20 protein-coding genes are annotated in these 21810 nt (G+C 63.9%); 9 read left to right on the top strand and 11 right to left on the bottom strand.

Annotation, left to right across the window (positions count from 1 at the left end):
* Positions 1–207: 207 nt before the first annotated feature.
* Positions 208–729: a glutathione-regulated potassium-efflux system oxidoreductase KefF gene (gene kefF / locus ACWHXP_RS22865; RefSeq protein WP_134223675.1), complete on the top strand. Its 522-nt coding sequence runs from the start codon at positions 208–210 to the stop codon at positions 727–729.
* A gap of 88 nt (positions 730–817) precedes the next feature.
* The gene (gene kefC, locus ACWHXP_RS22860) at positions 818–2656 is read left to right on the top strand and encodes a glutathione-regulated potassium-efflux system protein KefC (RefSeq protein WP_489634972.1); all 1839 of its coding nucleotides are present in this window, start codon (positions 818–820) and stop codon (positions 2654–2656) included.
* Between the two features lie 181 nt (positions 2657–2837).
* Here kefC and ACWHXP_RS22855 read toward each other — a convergent pair whose 3' ends face one another.
* From ACWHXP_RS22855 to ACWHXP_RS22835, 5 genes are all read right to left on the bottom strand, one after another.
* On the bottom strand, positions 2838–4322 hold the full coding sequence (locus ACWHXP_RS22855) for a DegQ family serine endoprotease (protein ID WP_489634973.1): 1485 nt from the start codon (positions 4320–4322) through the stop codon (positions 2838–2840).
* Positions 4323–4480: 158 nt separating this feature from the next.
* Positions 4481–5815: an ATP-binding protein gene (locus tag ACWHXP_RS22850; protein ID WP_489634974.1), complete on the bottom strand. Its 1335-nt coding sequence runs from the start codon at positions 5813–5815 to the stop codon at positions 4481–4483.
* Positions 5812–6468 carry a response regulator gene (locus tag ACWHXP_RS22845; RefSeq protein ID WP_034332266.1) on the bottom strand — a complete coding sequence of 219 codons (657 nt, stop codon included), beginning with the start codon at positions 6466–6468 and terminating at the stop codon, positions 5812–5814. The genes ACWHXP_RS22850 and ACWHXP_RS22845 overlap by 4 nt, the downstream gene beginning before the upstream one ends.
* A 21-nt stretch (positions 6469–6489) precedes the next feature.
* Entirely contained in the window at positions 6490–6684 is a 195-nt protein-coding gene (locus tag ACWHXP_RS22840) for a DUF2905 domain-containing protein (RefSeq protein ID WP_034332265.1), read from the bottom strand.
* Between the two features lie 10 nt (positions 6685–6694).
* Entirely contained in the window at positions 6695–7855 is a 1161-nt protein-coding gene (locus ACWHXP_RS22835) for a class I SAM-dependent methyltransferase (protein ID WP_343725638.1), read from the bottom strand.
* Positions 7856–7890: 35 nt separating this feature from the next.
* Here ACWHXP_RS22835 and ACWHXP_RS22830 point away from each other — a divergent pair, with 35 nt between their 5' ends.
* From ACWHXP_RS22830 to ACWHXP_RS22820, 3 genes are all read left to right on the top strand, one after another.
* A complete protein-coding gene (locus tag ACWHXP_RS22830) occupies positions 7891–8658 on the top strand; it encodes an SDR family oxidoreductase (protein ID WP_034332262.1) in 768 nt (255 codons plus the stop codon).
* A gap of 18 nt (positions 8659–8676) precedes the next feature.
* A complete protein-coding gene (locus ACWHXP_RS22825; RefSeq protein ID WP_008333021.1) occupies positions 8677–9066 on the top strand; it encodes a dihydroneopterin aldolase in 390 nt (129 codons plus the stop codon).
* 163 nt (positions 9067–9229) lie between these two features.
* Complete coding sequence (locus ACWHXP_RS22820) at positions 9230–9484, top strand: helix-turn-helix domain-containing protein (RefSeq protein ID WP_243442982.1); 255 nt, start codon at positions 9230–9232, stop codon at positions 9482–9484.
* 81 nt (positions 9485–9565) lie between these two features.
* Here ACWHXP_RS22820 and ACWHXP_RS22815 read toward each other — a convergent pair whose 3' ends face one another.
* The 4 genes from ACWHXP_RS22815 to ACWHXP_RS22800 form a co-directional block, all read right to left on the bottom strand.
* Positions 9566–10198 carry a YitT family protein gene (locus ACWHXP_RS22815; RefSeq protein ID WP_489634975.1) on the bottom strand — a complete coding sequence of 211 codons (633 nt, stop codon included), beginning with the start codon at positions 10196–10198 and terminating at the stop codon, positions 9566–9568.
* Positions 10191–11381, bottom strand: coding sequence for an amino acid aminotransferase (locus tag ACWHXP_RS22810; protein ID WP_489634976.1), 1191 nt, complete (start codon positions 11379–11381; stop codon positions 10191–10193). The genes ACWHXP_RS22815 and ACWHXP_RS22810 overlap by 8 nt, the downstream gene beginning before the upstream one ends.
* 120 nt (positions 11382–11501) lie before the next feature.
* Entirely contained in the window at positions 11502–12818 is a 1317-nt protein-coding gene (locus tag ACWHXP_RS22805; protein ID WP_489634977.1) for an MFS transporter, read from the bottom strand.
* Between the two features lie 66 nt (positions 12819–12884).
* A complete protein-coding gene (locus ACWHXP_RS22800; RefSeq protein ID WP_276842108.1) occupies positions 12885–14300 on the bottom strand; it encodes a M20 family metallopeptidase in 1416 nt (471 codons plus the stop codon).
* A gap of 264 nt (positions 14301–14564) precedes the next feature.
* Here ACWHXP_RS22800 and ACWHXP_RS22795 point away from each other — a divergent pair, with 264 nt between their 5' ends.
* From ACWHXP_RS22795 to rfbG, 3 genes are all read left to right on the top strand, one after another.
* On the top strand, positions 14565–15500 hold the full coding sequence (locus tag ACWHXP_RS22795; RefSeq protein WP_034332256.1) for a LysR family transcriptional regulator: 936 nt from the start codon (positions 14565–14567) through the stop codon (positions 15498–15500).
* Positions 15501–15724: 224 nt separating this feature from the next.
* Positions 15725–16687 carry a tRNA 2-thiocytidine(32) synthetase TtcA gene (gene ttcA, locus ACWHXP_RS22790; RefSeq protein WP_209570032.1) on the top strand — a complete coding sequence of 321 codons (963 nt, stop codon included), beginning with the start codon at positions 15725–15727 and terminating at the stop codon, positions 16685–16687.
* A 443-nt stretch (positions 16688–17130) separates the two neighbouring features.
* Entirely contained in the window at positions 17131–18207 is a 1077-nt protein-coding gene (gene rfbG / locus ACWHXP_RS22785; RefSeq protein ID WP_489624005.1) for a CDP-glucose 4,6-dehydratase, read from the top strand.
* A 49-nt stretch (positions 18208–18256) separates the two neighbouring features.
* On the opposite strand, the gene ACWHXP_RS22780 is transcribed toward rfbG, so the two are convergent.
* Positions 18257–19306 carry a glycosyltransferase family 4 protein gene (locus tag ACWHXP_RS22780; RefSeq protein ID WP_034332253.1) on the bottom strand — a complete coding sequence of 350 codons (1050 nt, stop codon included), beginning with the start codon at positions 19304–19306 and terminating at the stop codon, positions 18257–18259.
* A gap of 318 nt (positions 19307–19624) precedes the next feature.
* Here ACWHXP_RS22780 and glmU point away from each other — a divergent pair, with 318 nt between their 5' ends.
* Positions 19625–20983, top strand: coding sequence for a bifunctional UDP-N-acetylglucosamine diphosphorylase/glucosamine-1-phosphate N-acetyltransferase GlmU (gene glmU / locus ACWHXP_RS22775; protein ID WP_286865194.1), 1359 nt, complete (start codon positions 19625–19627; stop codon positions 20981–20983).
* Between the two features lie 141 nt (positions 20984–21124).
* On the opposite strand, the gene ACWHXP_RS22770 is transcribed toward glmU, so the two are convergent.
* The gene (locus ACWHXP_RS22770; protein WP_489634978.1) at positions 21125–21616 is read right to left on the bottom strand and encodes an Lrp/AsnC family transcriptional regulator; all 492 of its coding nucleotides are present in this window, start codon (positions 21614–21616) and stop codon (positions 21125–21127) included.
* Positions 21617–21810 lie beyond the last annotated feature (194 nt).

Genomic DNA, 21810 nt, shown 5'->3' with positions numbered 1-21810 from the left:
TGGCTGAGTATATTCGCATTGCCCGGCTTTGGACACCTGCGGACGGCGCCGCCTGCAAGCAGTTTCATCCAAGCCGGCCAGCGCCCTTTCGTGGCACACTCCTCTCCCTTGCAAGGGCAGACAGCGCCAAGGCCATGCATGTTCCGGCCATTTGCACCGGAGGCCATCGTTCCCTCTGCCCACCACCCACATTGCCCGCGCCGACACATGTCCAAGGTCCTGATCCTGTACGCCCATCCCGCTGCCGAGCTCTCGCGCACCAATCGCCTGATGCTGGAAGCCGCCGCCCGCCTGCCCGACGTGACCGTGCATGATCTCTACGAGCACTATCCCGATTTCCACATCGACGTCGAACACGAGCAGCAACTGCTGAGCCAGGCCGAGCTGGTCGTGATGCAGCATCCCATCCACTGGTACAGCATGCCGGCCCTGCAGAAGGAATGGCTGGACCGCGTGCTGGCGCGCGGCTGGGCCTTCGGCCACGATGGCCATGCGCTGGAAGGCAAGCGTTTCTGGCTGGTGGCCTCGACCGGCGGAGAGACGGCGTCCTACCAGAGCACGGGCCGCCACGGCCATCCCTTTGCCGATTTCCTGCCGCCATATCAACAGACCGCGCGCCTGTGCGGCATGCAGTGGGTGGAACCGCTGATCCTGCATGGTGCGCACCACGTACCGCCGGTCGAGTTCCAGCGCCATGTGGAACGCTACCTGGAAGGCTTGCAGGCATGAGCCACGCATCGGATTTCTCACTAATCCTCGCACATCACTGCGCCCTCCCCTTTCAACTGACCAACTGACCAACTGACCGGACCCCGCCATGGATGAACAACTGCTGATCGCCCTCGTCTACCTGCTGGCGGCAGTGGCCGCCGTGCCCATCGCCAAACGCCTGGGGCTGGGTGCCGTGCTGGGCTACCTGCTGGCCGGCATCGTCATCGGCCCGTGGGGACTGGGCCTCATCACCGAGGTCAAGCACATCCTCGAATTCTCCGAATTCGGCGTGGTGCTGCTGCTGTTCCTGATCGGCCTCGAACTCGATCCCAAGCGCTTGTGGGCACTGCGCCGCTCCATCTTCGGCTGGGGCAGCGTGCAGGTGGCGGCGGTGTCACTGGCGCTCTTCGCTGCGGCGCTGGCCGCGGGCGTGCCGTGGCGCATCGGGCTCATCGGTGCGCTGGGCATGTCGCTCTCCTCCACCGCCATCGCCCTGGCCACGCTGGGCGAGCGCAAGCTCACGGCCACACCGGCCGGTGCGGCGGGCTTTTCCATCCTGCTGTTCCAGGACATCGCCGCCATCCCCATGATGGCCGCCGTGCCCCTGCTGGGTGTGGCGGCCAGCCAGGGCAGCGGGCAGGGCTGGCTGCATGCGGGCCAGGTGGCGCTGGTGATCGCCCTGCTGATCTTCGGCGGACGGGTGCTGATCCGCCCCATCCTGCGCATCATCGCCAAGACCGACATGCGCGAGATCTTCATCGCCTTCGCCCTGCTGCTGGTGATCTCCACCTGCCTGCTGATGCAATCGGTAGGCATGTCGATGGCGCTGGGCACCTTCCTGGCCGGCGTGCTGCTGGCCGATTCCGAATACCGCCATGCGCTGGAAAGCGACCTGGAGCCCTTCAAGGGCTTGCTGCTGGGCCTGTTCTTCATTGCCGTGGGCATGTCGGTGGACTTCGGCGTCTTCCTCGCCCAGCCCTGGCGCATCCTCGGCATGGTGGCGGGCTTCCTGACCATCAAGACCGGCGTGATGTGGTTCCTCGGGCGCTGCTTCGGCATTCCGCGCGGGCAGCAATTGTTCTTCGCTTTCCTGCTCTCGCAGGGCGGGGAGTTCGCCTTCATCGTCTTCGGTGCCGCCGTCACCGCCAAAGTGTTGACGCCCGAGATCTCGTCCATGCTGGTCGTCGTGGTGGCGCTGTCGATGCTGATCACGCCCCTGCTCTTGCTGGTGCATGACCGCCTGCTGGTGCGCTGGCTGGAAGGCGGCAAGCGCCGCCCCGAAGACAAGATCGGACCACAGGACAACCAGGTCATCATCGCCGGCTTCGGCCGCTTCGGCCAGATCGTGGGCCGTCTGCTGGCGGCCAATGACATCGGTGCCACGGTGCTGGATCACGATCCGGACCAGATCGATTTCCTGCGCAAGTTCGGCTTCAAGGTGTTCTATGGCGACGCCACCCGCATCGACCTGCTGCGCACCGCCGGTGCCGACAAGGCCAAGGTCCTGGTGATCGCCATCGACGATGCGCAAGCCGCGCTGGACATGGTGGAAAAAGTGCGTGAGGAATTCCCGCACCTGCAGATCGCCGCCCGTGCGCGCAACGTCACGCACTACTACGACCTGATGGATCGCGGCGTCACGGTGCTGGAGCGCGAGACCTTCGAAAGCGCCCTGCACATGGGCCGGCAAGTGCTGCAGCAGCTGGACTTCGGCGCCTATCGTGCGCGTGAAGCCGCGATGAAATTCCGCTCTCACAATCTCAAAACTCTGGCAGCGCTCTACCCGCACTACAAGGACCAGGCGCAGATGGTGTCCATGGCAGTGCAGGCACGCGAAGAATTGCAGGCCATGTTCGCCGGGGATCGCGAAGCCATGCAGCGCGATCACTCGCACGACCAGTGGCGCGAAAAACCCGCGCCCGCCAAACCGGCAGCGGAAGAATAAAAAAAAGGCCGGACACGCTTGCGCACATCCGGCCAAATCCCTCACTGCTTACTGCTTACCACTTACTACTCACTGCTTGCTACTTACTGCTCACCGGTACTACTCACTGCAAAACCTCAAGACTTGAAGACGTCAGTACCGCAACTCATGCAAATCATCCAAATCATTTAAACGATTTAGTTCAATTCAAGGCCAGCGGCACGAAGATCTTTTCGTCACCGCGTTCCACCAGCAGCGCGACGTTCTTGCCTGCCTCGCTGGCCAGCTTGCGCAGTTGCGCCACACTGGAAACGGGCGTGCCGTTGAGCGCCAGGATCACGTCGCCGCTCTGGATGCCGGCCACTGCGGCCGGACCGCTGGCGTCTTCCACCAGCAAGCCTTTCTGGCCACCGATCTGGGCCTGCTCATCCTTGTCCAGCGGACGCACCGCCAGCCCCAGGCGACCCTGGTCATCGGACTTGCCGGGCTTGGCCTCATTCTTGGCCTGCTTCATCTCGCCCACGGTCACGTTCATGGTCACGACCTTGCCACCGCGCATGACCTGGATGGGCTTGCTGGACCCCGGCGCGGTATCGGCCACCAGCGTAGGCAAGTCGACCGAATGATCGATGGCGTGGCCATCGAAGCTCAGGATCACGTCACCCGCCTGCAAGCCGGCCTTGTCCGCCGGGCTGCCCTTTTCCACCGAACTGACCAGCGCGCCCTCAGCCTTCTTCAAGCCAAAGGATTCGGACAAGGCCTGGTTCAGGTCCTGCACCGAGACGCCCAGGCGGCCACGCGTCACCTTGCCGTGCGTGACCAGTTGCTGCTCGACCTTCATCGCCACATCGATGGGGATGGAGAACGACAGGCCCTGGAAGCCGCCGGTCTGGCTGTAGATCTGCGAGTTGATGCCGATCACCTGGCCATTCAGGTCGAACAGCGGGCCACCGGAGTTGCCCGGATTGACGGCCACGTCGGTCTGGATGAAGGGCACGTAGTTGTCATCCGGCAGGCTGCGCGACTTGGCGCTGATGATGCCGGCGGTGGCCGTGTTGTCGAAGCCGTAGGGCGAGCCGATGGCCAGCACCGGCTGGCCGACCTTCACGCGGGAAGGATCGCCGATCTGCACCGTGGGCAGGTTCTTGGCATCGATGCGGATGACGGCGATGTCACTCTGCTTGTCGATGCCCAGCACCTTGGCCTTGAACTCGCGGCGGTCGGTCAGCTTGACCACCACTTCCTGGGCGCCATCGACCACGTGGGCATTGGTCAGGATCAGGCCATCGGACGAGATGATGAAACCGGAGCCGAGGCCGTGCATGATGCGAGGCTGCTGCGGCATCTGCAGTTGCGGACCGAAGCGCTTGAAGAATTCGGAGAAGGGATCGTTCGGATCGAGGCCATTGTCGTCGTCATCGGCGACCTTGCGGGCCTTGCCGGTGACGCTGATGTTGACCACCGCCGGGCCGTAACGCTGGACGATGCCCGAGAAATCGGTCGCCGCCGCGACCACCGGTCCGGCCGGGGCAGCGGGCGCGGTATTGGACGCCACCAGCGGGGCGTTGAGCGCGGCCGCGTGCGCCGACGGCAGGTCGGCACCACGAAAATAGACGTAGCTGCCGCCAACCACCGCGGCAATCATCACAGCCAACGTGTTACGAACAAAAACGATGCGACGGCTCATCTTCTTCTCCTTGATCGAACGGGATATCGAGGGTCGGGGCCGTTGGGCCTCAACCGTTGGAGTGAAGATTAAGCAGTGAAAATTAAGACAAACTTAAGGCTGGAAAATTGAGCATTAATCCGCGCTTAATGCTCCGAAAACGCCATCCGGCAAGCGATTCAGGCCGGCAACAGCGTGAAGACCACGCGCGCCTGCAAGCCGCGCCCGGTATTGCGCAATTCCACCGGCACCCGGTGCAGGTCGGCGATCTGGCGCACGATGGCCAGCCCCAGGCCGCTGCCGAAGGCACCGCGTGAGGAGCCCTGTTCCTGCGCGCGCTGGGCCCGGTAGAAGCGATCGAAGACGCGCGGCAACTCGCTCTCGGCGATACCGGGGCCACTGTCCTGGATCACCACCGCACACCTTTCCGCAGCGGGAAATTCGAAGCCAACATCGACCACGCCGCCCGCCGGGGTATAGCGCAGGGCGTTGTCCACCAGATTGTTGAAGAGGATGCGCAAGGCATCGGCATTGCCCTGCACGCGCACCGGACGGCCATCATCGCCCTGGTCCGACAGCCCGAGATCGATGCCGCCATGATCGGCCACCGAGGACAAGTCGCCCACGACACTGCCCAGCAGCGCACGCAGGTCGACCTCCGCAAAGCCCATCGCATCGGGCTCCTGGCGCGCCAGCGTGAGCAGCTGGTGCACCAGATGGGTGGCGCGCTCCAGCCCGTTCTTGAGATCGGCAAAGGCGGCGCGCCGCTCCTGTTCGTCGGTGGCGCGCTCAGCCAGTTGCGCCTGCAGGCGCAAGGCCGTCAGCGGTGTGCGCAGTTCATGCGCCGCATCGGCGACGAAGGCACGCTGCGTTTCCGTGGCGTGTTTGAGCCGTGCCAGCAGGTCATTCAAGGCATGCGTGAGCGGCTGGATTTCCTGCGGCATGCCCACATCCGACAGCGGCTGCAACGAGTTCATGTCGCGTGCCGCCACTTCGGCGGCGGCCTTGCGCACCGGGGCCAGCCCCCGGCTGACCGCCACCCACGACAGCACACCGATCAGCGGAAACAGTAACAGCAAGGGCACCACCGTCTTGACCGCCATCTGCGCGGCGATCTCGTCGCGCGCGCTCTGGGGCTGCGCCACCTGCACCACGGTACTGCCGATCTGGGCGCTGTAGACGCGCCACATGCCATTGGGTCCGCGCACGTTGGCAAAGCCCAGTTCAGCCTGGCGCGGCATGGCCCCGCGTGCATGGGAGTGATAGATGACCGAGCCACGGCTGTCCCAGATCTGCATCATGATCTCGTCCTCCAGCTCGGGGAACTGCTGCCCCGGCGAAATCGGCGAGAAAGCCTGGCGCGGCAGCGAGGCCGCGATCTGGCGCATCTGGTAATCGAAGATCTGGTTGGCTTCGCCGCGCGCCTGGAAGTACAGCGCCACGCCGGCCAGCACGATGATGGAGAACAGCCCCAGTCCCAGCCACAGCAGCAGCTTGTTGCGGATCGATTTCATGCCGGCACCAGGTAGCCCACGCCGCGCACGTTCTTGATGAAGTCGCTGCCGACCTTCTTGCGCAGCGCGTGGATGTGCACTTCGACGGCATTGCTCTCGATGCTGTCATCCCAGCCGTAAAGTTTTTCTTCCAGCTGGGCGCGCGAGAGCACCACCCCCGGACGGTCCATGAAGGCGTGCAGCAGCGCGAATTCGCGCGCCGACAAATTGACCGGCTTGCCGCCCACGGTCACTTCATGCGTGGCCGGATTCAACACCACTTCGCGCACCTGCACCAGGCTTTCGGCGCGTCCGGCCTGGCGGCGCGAAAGGGCGCGCATGCGGGCCGACAGTTCTTCCAGGTCGAAGGGCTTGATGAGGTAATCGTCGGCACCGGCATCGAGCCCGGCCACGCGGTCGGCCACGGCATCGCGTGCCGTGGTGATGAGCACGGGAATGGCGCTGCCGCGTTCACGCAGGGTGCGCAGCACGGCCAGGCCATCCTTCTGCGGCAGGCCCAGGTCCAGCAGCAGCATGGCGTAGTCCTCGGTGCGCAGGGCCACGTCGGCCGACTTGCCATCCTGCACCCAGTCGATGGTGAAGCCATCCTGGCGCAAACCCTTGCGCACGGCCTCGCCCACCATGGGATCGTCTTCCACCAGCAATACGCGCATGTTGACTACTCCTGATCGGACTCAGAGGATCTTCGCCAGCAGGAACACCACCACCGAAATGAGGATGGTCGAGGCGAAGGGCAGCGAAAAGATGCGGCCGAACAAGCGGAAACGCAAGTCTCCCGGCAAGCGGCCGATGCCCAGTTTTTCCAGCCAGGGCAACAAGGTCGAGAACACGATGACCGAGAGGAAGATGACAACGATCCAGCGAATCATGCGCGGCTCCTCACAGGCGATGGGTGCGGTCGTGGCGCAGCATGCGGGCCGGCCATTCGACGTTCTTGCCAATGGCCAGCACCTTGAAGAGCTCGCCCATCTCGGCCGGGGAAATCAGTTTCTGCATGCCGTTGGCCAACGGCAGGTAGCGCAGGCTGTCCTCGGGCGAGGTGCGCAGCAGCAGCTCGCCGATACCGGCATTGAGCAGGAAGGCGCCCTGGCTGGTATAGGCCAGCACCTCCGCGCCCTCCTCTACTGCCGCCACCGCCATCGCCGTGAAATCCACGTGCGCGGTGATGTCCTGCAAACCCGGCCAGTAGAAAGGATCGGTGTGGGCATGATGGCGGTAGTGGCACATCAGCGTGCCCTGGTCGCGGTCGGGCAGGTAGTATTCCGCGGCGGGGAATCCGTAATCCGGAAGGATCGCCAAGGCACCGGGACCACTGGCCAGCATGCGGCCCAGGGTGCGCATGAAGCCGATGGCTACCGGCGACAGCTCGGTCAGGTAACCGGCCGGCAAGGGTTCGGCCTCGGGAATCTGCGCCACCGGCAGATCGCTCACGGTGCGGTCCGCAAACTGCAGGCGGCCCGTGGCATCGACCGTGACGCCGCGTTCCTGCCAGCCCTCTTCGGCCTTGATGGCCAGGCGCACCGGCATGGCATCGAGCACTTCATTGCCGACCACCACACCCGAGAAAGTTTCCGGCAGGGCATCGAGCCATTCCACCAGCGGCGCGAAAGCGGCCAGGGTTTCCTGCTGGCGGGCGCGCAGCTGGGCCGAGATTTCCACGATGAAATATTTCTCGGGCAGCGCCTCGCGCGACTGCAATTCGGTGAGGATGTCGCGCGCCAGCTTGCCGGTGCCGGCACCGAATTCCAGCAGCACATTGGCCACCTGCGGGCTGGCCGCGATCACTTCGGCGGCCAGGTGGGCCAGGGTCGCGCCGTACAGCGGCGAGATTTCCGGGGCGGTTGTAAAATCGCCCTCCTTGCCCAGTTTGGAAGAACCCCCGCTGTAATAGCCGACCTGCGGCGCATACAGGGCCAGTTCCATGTAACGTTCGAAGGAGATCCAGCCGCCGGATGCGGCGATCTCGCCGGCGATCAGGTGCTGGAGGGAATGCGAGGCGGACTGTGCGTCAGCGCCGGGTTCGGGTAGTTGCAGTTGCATGGGCCGTATTGTATCGACGAATGGAAACCGGGAACATGACATCACCCTCTTCTGCAGGTATAGCACTGGTTACGGGCGCCGCACGCCGCATCGGCCGTCACATCGCGCTGGCTCTGGCCCGCGCGGGCTGGGACGTGGCGGTCCACTACAACCGTTCGCGCGAGGAAGCCGACACGCTGGTGCGCGAGATCGAAGCCCTGGGCCGCCGCGCCCTGGCGGTGCAGGGCGAACTGGGCGACGAAGCCCAGGTCCGTTCCCTGCTGCCCCAGGCCGCGCCGCTGGGACGCATCACCTGCGTGGTCAACAACGCCTCGCTGTTCGATTACGATGACGCCGCCAGCTTCGGCAATGACCGCCTGCTGCGCCACATGAGCGCCAACGTCGGCGCGCCCGTGCTGCTGGCGCAGGCCTTGTTCGAGGCCACGCCGGAGGGCCAGCAGGCCGTGGTCATCAACCTGCTGGACCAGAAACTGTACAATCCCAATCCTGACTTCCTGTCCTACACCCTTTCCAAGGCCGCCCTGCACAGCGCTACCACGCTGCTGGCACAGGCACTGGCGCCCAAGGTGCGGGTAGTCGGCGTGGCACCCGGGCTGACCATGGTCTCGGGCGACCAGACCGAGGACCAGTTCGACAAGGCGCACACGGTCACCCCCCTGGGCCGTGGCAGCACGCCCGAGGACATTGCCGCTGCGGTCTGCTACGTCGCTTCGGCGCGGGCCGTCACGGGTACTACCCTGCTGGTCGATGGCGGCCAGCATTTGCTTCCCCTTTCGCGCGACGTCATGTTCGTGGCGAAATAACCTTAATTTTTTCTGATCATGCTCTTTCTCTCCCATCCTTCCCTGCAAGATTGCCGCCGCCTGTTCCTGCGCAACTACGAGGTGTTCATCAACATCGGCGTGCACGAGTTCGAAAAGAAGGGTGAGCAGCGCATCCTGATCAACGTCGACCTCTACGTCCCGCTGGCCGAGACCACCCCGACGGCCGACCACCTGGACGAAGTGGTGGACTACGACTTCATCCGCTCCACCATCGCCGAACGCATGGCGCGCGGCCACATCCACCTGCAGGAAACCCTGTGCGACGACGTCATGACCGCCATGCTGGCCCACCCCAAGGTGCGCGCGGTGCGGGTGTCCACCGAGAAGCCGGATGTGTATCCGGATTGTGATTCGGTGGGGGTGGAGACTTTCAGGATCAAGGCTTGATCCACATCGGCCAGACTGCTGTTTCCTGCAGACCCCGCTTGATGCGGGGTTTTGTTTTTTGGACCTTCATTTTTCCCAAAGCGACGATTGCCGGCTCGGATGCTTGCGCGTAAAACGCAACGCAAGATCGGTTCAATGTGGAAGCACTCGGAAGGAGCACGGCATGCAATTCAAACTGATACGCACCCGCAAGGATTACCACGCCGCGCTGGCCGAAGCGGAACGCCTGTGGGACGCGCCCGCCGAGTCGGAGCAAGCCGACCAGCTCGATGCGCTCACCCTCCTGATCGCCGATTACGAACGTGCGCACTTTGCCATCGATGATCCCGATCCAATCGACTTCCTGCTGCACGTGATGGAAGCGCGCGGTCTCTCGCGCAATGATCTGGAGCCTGATCCGGGATTGTTGCAAGTGTGAACTAACCCAGAACTAAAAAAAATGCCGTCCAGTCTGCACTGAACGGCATTCATTCCAGCCAGGCGATCCCGCCTGCCCTTCTTACATTCCCATATACCTGCCCGCCCGGTGATTAAAGGCAATCACCAGATTGGCCGTCACCGCCCCGAGGATGGACGCCAGCAGCACGCGCGGCGTCACCACGAACAGCGAACACAGCACGATCACCACATCCACGCCCATCTGCAGCTTGCCGGCGCGCAGGCCGTAGCGGTCTTGCAGGAACAGCGTCACCACATTGATGCCCCCCAGGCTGGCACCATGGCGAAACAGCATCACGAAACCCACCCCCATCAACAGTCCACCCAGCACCGCGCTGTAGAACAGGTCCAGCTTGGCATAACCGATGAAATGCGGATGCATCAGCGAGAAGCCCGACACCAGCGCCACCGCACAGAAGGTCTTGCCGGTGAAGCGCAAGCCCATGCGGCGAAACGCGAAATAGTAGAACGGGATGTTGATGGTGAAGAACACCACGCCAAACGGCAGGCCCGTCAGGTAATGCGTCAGGAAGGCCAGGCCGGCGGTGCTGCCGGTCAACAGGCCCACCTGGCTGTACATGTTCACCGCCAGCGAGACGAAGAGCGTACCGGCCACCAGGGCCAGCACGTCTTCATAGCTCTTGTGGCGCAGGTTGGCCGCCGACACGGCGGCCTTGCTTGCCACTTCAGCCACGCAGCACCTCGGCCATGGTCTCGGCCACGCGTGCAACGTTGCTGTCGTTCAGGCCCGCCACGCAGATGCGGCCAGTGCCCACGGCATAGACGCCGAACTCTTCACGCAGGCGATCGACCTGGGCCGAGGTCAGGCCGGTGTAGCCGAACATGCCGTTCTGGCGCAGCAGGAAGGAGAAGTCCTGGTCCGGCACGGCGCTCTTCAATTGCGAGGCCAGCTTGACGCGCATGTCACGCACGCGCACGCGCATCTCCTCGACTTCGGCACGCCATTGCGTGGCCAGCTTGTCGTCGTTCAGCACATGCGCCACCAGCAGCGCGCCGTTGCGGGCGGGGCTGGAGTAGTTGCGGCGCACGGTCAGCTTCAGCTGGCCCAGCACGTTGGCGGCCTGGCCTGCGTGCGGGCAGAACACCGACAAGGCACCGATGCGCTCGCTGTAGAGCGAAAAGATCTTGGAGAACGAGTTCGACAGGAAGAATGGAATCTGGCGACGCACCGCTTCGCGCACCGGCCAGATGTCGTCGTCCAGGCTTTCGGCAAAGCCCTGGTAGGCCAGGTCGAAGAAGGGCAGCAGGCCGCGCTGCTCGACCACGGCGATGATCTGCTCCCACTGCGCACGGGTCGGGTCGACGCCGGTCGGGTTGTGGCAGCACGGGTGCAGCAGCACCACGGCGCCCTTGGGCAGGCTTTGCAGCTTGTCCAGCATGCCGTTGAAATTGAGGCCCTTGGTCTGGGCATCGTAGTAGGGATAACGCTCGGTCTTGAAGCCCGCGCCTTCGAAGATGCCGACGTGGTTGTCCCAGGTCGGGTCCGGCAGCCAGATGGTGGGCTGCGGGAAGAAGCGCGCGATCAGGTCGGCACCGACCTTCAATGCGCCCGAACCGCCCAGGGTCTGGACGATGGCCAGGTGCTCGGCCGACGGCAGGTCGGCACCGAAGAGCAGCTTGGCCACGGCCTGGCGGTAGGCGGCATGGCCTTCCATGGGCAGGTAGACGTAGGGCGCGCCGGTCTCGGCCACCGCAGCGGAGGCAGTGCGTACGGAGGGCAGCACCGGCACCACGCCACGGCCATCGGTGTAGATGCCGATGCTCAGGTTGACCTTGTTGCTGCGCTCGTCGCGCTGGAATTGTTCCATCAGGCTCAGGATGGGATCGCCGGCATACGGCGGAAGATGCGAAAACATGAGGACCTCGTCAATGTGGGGAAACGCCGATGCCGGCACAGTCCAGCTTGTCCGGCAAGACCGCCATGGTAGCGCGGCACGGGAAAAAATTCCCGTCCCGTGTGCCCCCTGTGCGTTTTTTCACAGGTATTTTTTCAAGCGGAAGTGGTAGATGCTCACGCACAACAGGCTGATCGCGGCGCAAACCATCAGGTAATAGCTGGGCGACACCGGATTGCCGGTCTTGCCCACCAGCCAGGTCACCATGAAGGGCGTGAAGCCGCCGAAGATGGTTGCTCCCAGGCTATAGCTGATCCCCATGCCGCGCACCCGTGTGGCCGGCGGGAAGATCGACGACAGCACCACCCCCAGCGAACCGAAATAGACCGCCTTGAGGATGCCGGCCCAGATCATGATGGCCATCATCACCCACACGGTCGGCATGGCAATCACCCAGACGAAGGAGCCATAGATGGTGGCCAGCGTCAGCACGGTGGACACCACCATGATGCGGGCACGGCCCACGCGGTCGGCCAGCATGCCCATGAAAGGCGCGCCGATCATCAGAATGGCACCGGTCACGGCGGCCGCCGCAAACGCGGTCGACTGCGGCAGGTGCAGCTGCTTGATGGCATAGGTCGGCATGTACAGCAGCATCAGGTAAGTGGCGGCGGTAGAGACCGAGAGAATGCCCATGGCCACCAGCACCCGCGTGACCTGCAGGCCCCAGCTGGCATCGTCCTCGCCGGCCACTTGCGCCTTCTTGGCCATTGGTACTTCATCGATGTGACGGCGGATGTACAGACCCACCGGCGCGATCAGCAAGCCGAAGGCGAACGGCAGGCGCCAGCCCCAGGCGGTGATCTGCTCGGGCGTGAGCCACTGGTTCAGCAGGAAACCGGCCAGTGCCGCCATCAGGGCCGCTGCGCCCTGGCTGGAGAATTGCCAGCTGGCCATGAAAGCGCGGCGCTTGGAGCCGGTCTCGGTCAGCAAGGCCGTGGCCGAACCGAACTCGCCGCCGGCCGACAGCGCCAGCAGGATGCGCGCCACCAGGATACCGATGGGCGCGGCCACGCCGATAGTCTCGTACGTGGGGATCACGGTACAGATCAAGGTGCCGGCCACCGTCATCGACAGCGAGACCAGCAGCGCCGGCTTGCGGCCGACCTTGTCGCCATACCAGCCCAGCAGGATCGCCCCCAGCGGACGGAACAGATACGACAGCCCGAAGGTAGCAAACGTGACCAGTAGCGAGACCGTCTCGTCGCCTGTCGGGAAAAACAGTTTGGAGATGGTCACCGCAAAGAAACCATAGGCCACGAAGTCGAACCACTCCAGCGCATTGCCGATGGAGGAGGCGACGATCAATCGCCGCGTACGCGCGGCCGACATGGGCGCGGGGGCGGCTTCTGCTGCTGAAGAAATTTCCGGTGTTGCCGAGGGTGACGCTGCGTTCATGGTCGTGTTCCCGTTGGAAGATGGACTGCGCTGGCTTGCGTTCTTGAAAATGGAAAAGGCCTCAACTCAGGCCACTGCCGACTGCGCCCGCTGCTGGCGCACCTGCTGCCCCTGCTGGCCGATATCCCACAGCAGGCCCGCCATCAGTTGCAGGCCTTCGCGCGCTACCGGGGCGAGCAGGTGTTCGTCCGGCGCATGCTGCGAGCAGGAGGGATAGGAGTGCGGCATCCAGAGCGTGGGCAAACCCAGCGCTTCCGAGAAGCAGTGATTGGGGATGGTGCCGCCCAGGTTGGGCAGGATGGTCACGGGCTTGCCGCTGGTCTCCTGCAGGGAACCGGTGGCCAGGCGCACCCAGGCGTCATCGGGATCGAGGCGCGTGGCGGGCGCGGCGGCCTGGATCTCGATCTGCACATCGGCATAGCCGTGTTCATCGAGATGGCGGCGCAGGCTCTGCTGCACGTCTTCCCACACCGTGCCGACCACGAAGCGCAGCTGGAACACCGCCTGCGCCCGCGCCGGAATCGCCCCCACCGGACGCTGCGCATTGCCGGCCTCGAAGGCGATCAGTTCCAGCGTATTCCAGGCAAACAGGCGCTCGCCGGCGCTCAGGCCGGGCTCGCCCCACTGCGCATCGAGTACCGGATCACCGTCGTCGCTGCCCACCGCAAAGTCGCGCACCAGCGCCCGCACCCGCTCGCTCACGTTGCGCGGACGCATACCCGGCACGCGGATCACGCCGCGTCCATCCACCAGCGAAGCCGCCGCATTGGCCAACACCGTGGCCGGATTGCGCAGCACGCCGCCCCAGTTGCCGGCATGGTGTGCACCGTTGCCGGTGTCGAGCACCAGCTTGAACTGCAGCGCGCCGCGCGAGCCGAGGAAGAGCGTCGGGCTGGACGCCGCCAGGCGCGGGCCATCCGAGGCCAGGAACAGGTCCGCCTCCAGGTAATCGGCGTGATCGCGGCAGGCCTCGTAGAGACCGGGCGAGCCCACTTCCTCGCCCATTTCGAAAATCATTTTCAGGTTGCAGCCCAGCTTGCCCCCGGCCGCCTCGATGGCGGCGGCCAGCGCGCCCAGGTTGATGCTGTGCTGGCCCTTGTTGTCGGCGGTACCGCGCCCGTACCAGCGATCGCCATCGGGGCTCAGCTGCCAGGGCGAACGGTCCTGCTGCCAGCGGCCTTCCTGGCCGTTGACCACATCGCCGTGGCCATACATGAGCACCGTCACCGCGTCCGCCGATTCGATGCGACGCGCCAGCAGCAGCGGCGGTGCGCCTTCCACCGGATTGGCAATCTGCTGCGTCTCGAAGCCCAGCGCGGCCAGCGCCGGTGCGATCTCTTCGCGCAGGTAGGCGGCCAGTTCATCGGCACGTGCGGCGTTCTGGCTTTCGGTCGGCAGCGCGATGCGGCGTTGCAGGTCACGCTGGAAACGGCCCGAATCAAAATACTCGGCGGCCAGGCGAAGGGCGGTGCTGCGGGACATGGAGGACTCCGGGTGAACTGTCATTGGAGACGATTCTAGGAGCCGATGTGATTTCCAACAATGTCAATTTTTAAAACGCTGCTTTCGCAAATTGGCAAAATGATTTATCGTGTTTTTCAGCGCGTTCCAGCCCAAGAAACGTGCATGAATTGCGCCTCAACGCGGTGATTTCGTGCATCTTCATCCGCGCGCACCAGGATGGCCTTGCGCAGCTTTGCAAGGTTTCTCTTCATTGATTGCCGAATTCAGAAAGCCACTTCTGCCATGCAAAGTACCGCGCTCCGCTATTTCTACCAGGTCGGCCGCACCGGCTCCCTGACGGCTGCCGCCGAACGGCTGCACGTGGCCGTCTCGGCGGTGAGCCGCCAGATCGCCAAGATGGAAGAAGAAACCGGCGTGCCGCTCTTCGAGCGCCGCGCGCGCGGCATGGTGCTCACGCCCGCCGGCGAAGTGCTGATGGCTTTCGCGCGGCGCAACCTGCTGGAGGTGGAACAGGTGATGGCAGAGGTGAAAGGACTGCACGCGGTCGGCCAGAGCGTGGTCACGCTGGCCTGTTCGGAGGGTTTTGCCTGGGACCTGCTGCCCAATGTGATGGCGCACTTCCGCGAGCAATATCCGGGCATGCAGTTCAAGCTCAACGTGGTCGGCGCGGCCAAGGCTTCGCAGATGGTCATCGATGGCGAGGCCGATATCTCGGTCACCTACAGCCTGGGCCCGGTGGAAGGGCTCAATATCGCCTACCGCGAATCGGGACCCATCTTCGCATTGATGCGGCGCGACCACCCGCTGGCCGCGCGCAAGCTGCTGTCCTTGAACGATCTTTCACCTTACCCGCTGGCCCTGCCCGAACAGGGCTCCACGGTGCGCCAGCTGTTCGACATCGCCTGCGGCATGCGCGGCCTGCTGTTCGCGCCGGTCTTTACCAGCCATTCGCTGGGCGCGGTCTACCGTTTCACCGCCCGCTCGCCGGATACGGTGGCGCTGGGCGGCTTCCTGACCGTGCAGGAACGCGCCGAAGAAGATGCCATGGCCCTGGTGCCGATGGCCGAGAGCGAACTGCACCAGCGCACCCTGCAGGTCCAGACCATGGCCGGGCGCAAGCTGCCGCCGGCGGTAGCGGCCTTCATCGATTTCCTGGTGGCGGCGATCCGCCAGATCCGCACGCGGCACGAACTGGGCGCGCTGCAAGCCGACAAATGAGGCCGAGTAATGGCTGAATAAGGACCGAATTAGGGCCGTGATGAGGCATCCATGCGACGCTTGCCCCACGGCAAGCCACGCAGAAATGGCAGGATCCGGCGCTGCATGAGAAAATGCCGGTCCTCCGCCCGCACGCAGCCTTCCGCCCCTGTCCCCTCCGGATAAGGAGGAGCGGCAACATTGCTCGTCCGGCAGCAACAGCCTACCGATTGAAGGAATACCCCATGAACGACATTGCCGCTGCAGTGCAACTGTCCGACCTCGCCGACCTCGATGCCTCCGCCGCCCAGGCGCAGGAAGAACGCGGCCAGCCTGAAGTGACCGCGCGCGGTTCGCGCCGCTTCGAGCTGCTGGAAAAGAACATCCGCCGCCTGACCGGCCGCGCCATCGCCGACTTCGACATGATCCGCGACGGCGACGTCATCATGGCCTGCATGTCCGGCGGCGCCGACAGCTACACCATGCTGGACACGCTGCGCTACCTGCAGACGGTGGCCCCGGTGAAGTTCGAGATCATCGCCGTGAACCTGGACCAGAAGCAGCCGGGCTTCCCCGAGCACATCCTGCCGCAATACTTCGAGCGCATCGGCGTGCCCTATCGCATCGTCGAAGAAGACACCTACAGCATCGTCAAGGAAAAGATCGCCCCGGGCAAAACCACCTGCTCGCTGTGCTCGCGCCTGCGCCGCGGCATTCTGTATCGGGTGGCCAAGGAGCTGGGTGCGACCAAAATCGCGCTGGGCCATCACCGCGATGACATCCTGCACACCTTCATGCTCAACATGTTCTACGGCGGCAAGATCAAGACCATGCCGCCCAAGCTGATCGCCGACGATGGCGAGAACGTGGTGATCCGCCCGCTGGCCTACGTGCGCGAGCCGGACATCAAGAAGTATGCGGCCGCCATGGAATTCCCCATCATCCCCTGCAACCTGTGCGGCTCGCAGCCCAACCTGCAACGCCAGGCCATGCGCGAGATGCTCAACCAGTGGGAAAAGACCAATCCCTTGTGGATCAAGAGCATGTTCACCGCCATGGCCAACATCACGCCGTCCCACATGCTGGACCGCAGCCTGTTCGACTTCACGCATTTCACCGCCGGGGCCGGCAAGGAAGCGCAGGGCGATACCCTGTTCGACCGCGACGACAAACTGGACCAGGGCCAGTCCGTCATCAATCTGGTCTGAGCACACGAGACGCTGCGGCTCATTGTGGCGTCTCGCAAAACCTTAGTCCGGCGAGACACTGCGTTCCACCTCATCCGTAGGAAATGCCCTTGTGGCGCGGCTTTCGCGCCCATTGCCGATTCCCGCAGGCTGATGCAAAAGTAAATTTTTGTTGTCATATGGCTATAGTCGGGGATTGGGCATCAAATACCCTCCTCTTCCACGCTTGAAGGCGAAAACACGCATGTTCTAATCTGTCCCATCGCAATGGCGTGCCGCGAGGCCGCTTTGCCAGGGAAAGAAAATACATAACCATGCAGTCGTGGTTTCGCAGGGAAACGTGGTGTCGGCCAGTGTCACGGCCGGCCTGCGTGGTATCGCCATCCGCGTGATTGAACGGCTTGCCGCCGTCATGCCTCTGCACCCCGAACGACTCTCTGCCATACCGTGTATGAGGCTGCCTGATGGCTAACTTTTGGCGCGACAAGCGCGTTTTCATCACCGGTCACACCGGCTTCAAGGGAAGCTGGCTGACCCTGTGGCTGCACCTGATGGGGGCCAAGGTGAGCGGCTACGCGTTGCCGGCACCGACCAATCCCAGCCTGTTCCATCTGGCGCGCTTGCAGAACTGTGTGCAGACCACCATCGGCGACGTGCGCGATCCGCATCACCTGGCCGAGACGCTGGCTGCCGTGCAGCCCGATGTGGTGTTCCACCTGGCGGCCCAGCCGCTGGTGCGCGACTCCTATGCCACGCCGGTCGATACCTACGCCACCAATGTCATGGGCACCGTGCACCTGCTGGAAGCCGTACGCCATACGCCCAGCGTGCGTTCGGTAGTGGTGGTCACCAGCGACAAGTGCTACGAGAACCGCGAGTGGCTGTGGGGCTATCGCGAAGACGATCCCATGGGCGGCCACGATCCCTACAGCAGCAGCAAGGGCGCCGCTGAACTGGTGACTTCCGCCTATCGCCGCTCCTTCTTTGCCAGCAATCCCGACAACACCGTCGGCATCGCCAGCGTGCGCGCCGGCAACGTGATCGGTGGCGGCGACTTCGCGGCCGATCGCCTGATTCCCGATTTCGTGCGCGCCCTGGAAAAGGAAGAGCCGGTCGTGATCCGCAATCCGCACGCGGTACGCCCGTGGCAGTTCGTGCTGGAGCCGCTGTCGGGCTACCTGCAGATTGCCCAGCTGCTCTACGAGCAGGGCGGTGCGTTTGCCGAAGGATGGAATTTCGGGCCGGCCGATACCGACCTGCAGACCGTGAGCCAGCTGTGCGCCACCTTCAATCATTCGCTGCAGAAGAATGACGCGGGCCAGGTGGAAGTGCGCCTGGAAACCCAGGCCAACGGACCGCACGAGGCCGCCCTGCTGCGCCTGGATATTTCCAAGGTGCGCCAGCGCCTGGACTGGATTCCGAAGATGGAGCTCTACACCGCGCTGGAACTGACGGCGCAGTGGTACGCGGGTTACCTCAACAACGAGGACCTGCGCACGCTCTCGGAAAACCAGATTGCCTTCTATCAAAGCCTGAACTAAGTCCGCAAGGGACTAGCCCCCGCCGGATCTATACCGGCGAGGGCTTTGTTCAATATCCCATCTTTCTGATTTCAGCCATGGTCTGGGTACGCAGGATCAGGCGTTCGAATTCGTCCGACCATTCCCGCGTGAGATTCTTCAGCAGCAGGCTCTTGCCGGCACGCGTGACGCGGCGGCGCACATCCTCGTTGTGCAGCACCGTCTGCAGGTTGGAGCACAGCAGATCGATGTTGCCGACCGGATGCATCAGGGCGTTGACGCCATGCTTGAGACCGATGTGGCGATAGGTCTCCAGATCGGAGAGGCAGACCGGCACATCCAGTTCGAAGGATTCCCAGATGGTCAGCGGCTGTGATTCGCTGGAGCTGGCCAGCACGTAGGCATCCGCCGAGGCCAGGTAGCGCAGGGCTTCCTCGTTGGGCTGCTCGCCCAGGAAGCGATAGCGTTCCGGCAGCGCTTCGGAGAGCTTGCGCGCGCCCTCGCCCAGCTGCAGGTACTTGCCGATGAAGACCACCTCGATGCCCGCACGCTGGTCGCTGCTCATGGCATTGACGGCCATGATGGTGTCTTCCATGCGCTTGCGCGGCTCGATGGTGCCGATGCAGACGATGCGCTTCTTGTCCTTGGGCTTGGGTTGCAGGTCTTGCTGGCGGTAGATGGCGTCGTTCCAGAATGGCAGCACGTGCACCATGGCCGGGCTGTCGAACAGGAAGCTGCCATAGACCAGGCGCTGGAATTCGGTCTGGAAGACGATGTGCGAGGCGCTCTTGAAACCCTGCGCCATGTTGGGATAGCGCAGCAGCAGGTCGCGTCCGATCTCGGCTTCGTGGATCCACCAGATCACCGGGCAGCGTGGCGCCATCTCTCCCACCAGCGCCCCCGAGAGGATGCAGTTGGACACGATCACGTCGGGATCGCCTGCCAGGTCCTTGACGATGGGCACGCCCATCGCCTCGAACTGCTTGCGCACTTCACCCTGGCCATCGATACGCGGCAGGACCGACACCTCATGGTTCTGCACCAGCCGCTCGGCCAGACGCAGCATCGCGGTGCTGGCACCGGTGGTGTAGAACTCATCGTTCAACAGAAGAATCTTCATGCACTTTCCAGGAAGGGTCGGGCTGGGCCGGACCGGTTGTCATTATTGGTTCTATTGGTTCTATTGGTTCTGTCAGTTCATCAGTCGGCTGCCCGCTCGCATCGCTACAGCCTCCTGCAGACGTGGGCAGTCGCAATGCGCGGGCGAGACTGTGCAGCTTGACATGGTAAGGGGGAGCCGTGCGCATAAAGACCGGAGTAAACCGCCAAAGGCCCCTCAACTTCCTCTTTTGCGACGATGCGCAGCGATGGGGATGCTGGCGCGCAGGGGGCGCGTGCTAGACTTTTGGCTTTTCTTCGCTCCTCTTCGCTGCCACTCATGAACATCGTCATCCTCGCCGCCGGCATGGGCAAACGCATGCAATCCGCGCTGCCCAAGGTCTTGCATCCGCTCGCCGGCAAACCCCTGCTGGGCCATGTCATCGATACCGCACGCCAGCTGGCACCGACGCAACTGTGCGTGATCTACGGCCACGGCGGCGATGCCGTGCCCAAGGCCTTCGCCGGCCAGGGGCTCTCGTTTGCCCTGCAGGAACCGCAACTGGGCACCGGCCACGCCGTCATGCAGGCCGTGCCGCATCTCGATGATGGCGCGCCCACGCTGGTGCTGTATGGCGATGTACCGCTGACCACGGCCGCCTCGCTGCAGCGCCTGCTGGATGCGGCCGGCCAGGACAAGCTGGGCGTGCTGACCGTGACCCTGGACAACCCCACCGGCTATGGCCGCATCGTGCGCGAAGACGGCCAGATCAAGCGCATCGTCGAGCAGAAGGATGCCAGCGAGGCCGAACGCGCCATCCGCGAAGTCAACACCGGCATCATCGTCGCGCCCACGGCGCGCCTGCGCCAGTGGCTTGCGAAGCTCTCCAACAACAACGCGCAGGGCGAGTACTACCTGACCGACGTGATCGCGGCCGCCGTGGCCGATGGTGTGGAAGTCGTCTCGGCCCAGCCCGATGACGTGGCCGAAACCCTGGGCGTGAACAGCAAGGTGCAACTGGCCGAGCTGGAGCGCGTGCACCAGCGCAACATCGCTCATGGCCTGCTGGAGAAGGGCGTCACGCTGGCCGACCCGGCGCGCATCGATGTACGCGGCTCGCTGGAATGCGGGCGCGATGTGAGCATCGACGTCAATTGCGTTTTCGAAGGCCAGGTCAGCATTGGCGAAGGCAGCAGCATCGGAGCCCACTGCGTGATCCGCAATGCCCGCATCGGTGCCGGCGTGGCCATCAAGCCCTTCACCCACATCGAGGACGCCGTGGTCGGTTCGGGCGGCCAGATCGGTCCTTACGCACGCCTGCGACCCGGCACCGAACTGGCGCAGGATGTGCACATCGGCAACTTCGTCGAGGTCAAGAACAGCAACGTGGGCGTGGGCAGCAAGGCCAATCACCTGGCCTACGTGGGCGATGCGGATGTGGGCAGCGGCGTCAACGTCGGGGCCGGCGTGATCACCTGCAACTACGACGGTGCCAACAAATTCCGCACCATCATCGAAGACGGCGCCTTCATCGGCAGCGACACCCAGCTGGTCGCGCCGGTGCGCGTGGGCAAGGGGGCCACCATCGGTGCCGGTACCACGCTGACCAAGGATGCCCCGGCCGATCAGCTGACCTTGTCGCGCGCCAAGCAGCTGTCGCTGGCGGGATGGCAGCGGCCGGTCAAGATCAAGAAGTAAGGGTCTCGGGCCGCGCGCCCTGTGGACAACTCCAACTCGGGGGTGGTTAAGGGCGATATGAAGGAAAAAGCCCGTCAACACGCTACTTCCAGACTTATCCACAGGCCAATCCGGCCGAAACCTGAAGGTTTCGGCCGTTTTTCATGGGGCGTCGGCAGCCGCGCCGAGTGGGATGGCCGTCTCGAACTTGCTGCGGTGGATGGAGAAGTAGCTGCGCACATTGCGCACGTTGCGCTGGGAGGCGAACAGCCGGTGCGCCAGTGCGTGGTAAGCCGGCATGTCGCTCACCAGCACCACCAGCACGAAATCCGGCCCCGGCGAGACCCGATAGCACTGCTGCACCGCCGCCTCCCCCGCCACCAGGGCCTCGAAGGCCTGCTGCTCCTCCTCGCCCTGGCGATCCAGCGTGATCTCGACCAGTGCCGTGAGCGTGGACGCCAGTTGGGCCGGATCCAGCAAGGCGACCTGGCGCGCGATCACCCCGGCATCGACCAGCCGCTTGACGCGGCGCAGGCAGGTCGGCGGCGAGGCATGCACCTGCGCGGCCAGTTCCTGATTGGTCTGGCTGGCATCACTCTGCAGGGCCTGCAGGATGCGGCGGTCGAGATCGTCCAGATCGAGGGGGGTTTTCATGGATACCTGCGTCAGCTTGTGAAATTGCCGAAGATTGCGTGAGGTTGAGCGAGATTGAATGACATATAAATCCAAATTTCACTTCTGAATTTAATATTATTTCACCACCCAATAGCGAAGCAATATTAGTTCATTTCCTCGATATTTTAGAAATCTTATTTCACGATGCCTCGCCTAAGATGCATGCACATCTT

The sequence above is a fragment of the Herbaspirillum sp. Her2 genome, assembly GCF_057961375.1.
The sequence above is the reverse complement of the archived record's forward strand: the minus strand, read 5'-3'. Positions and strand labels throughout refer to the sequence as shown.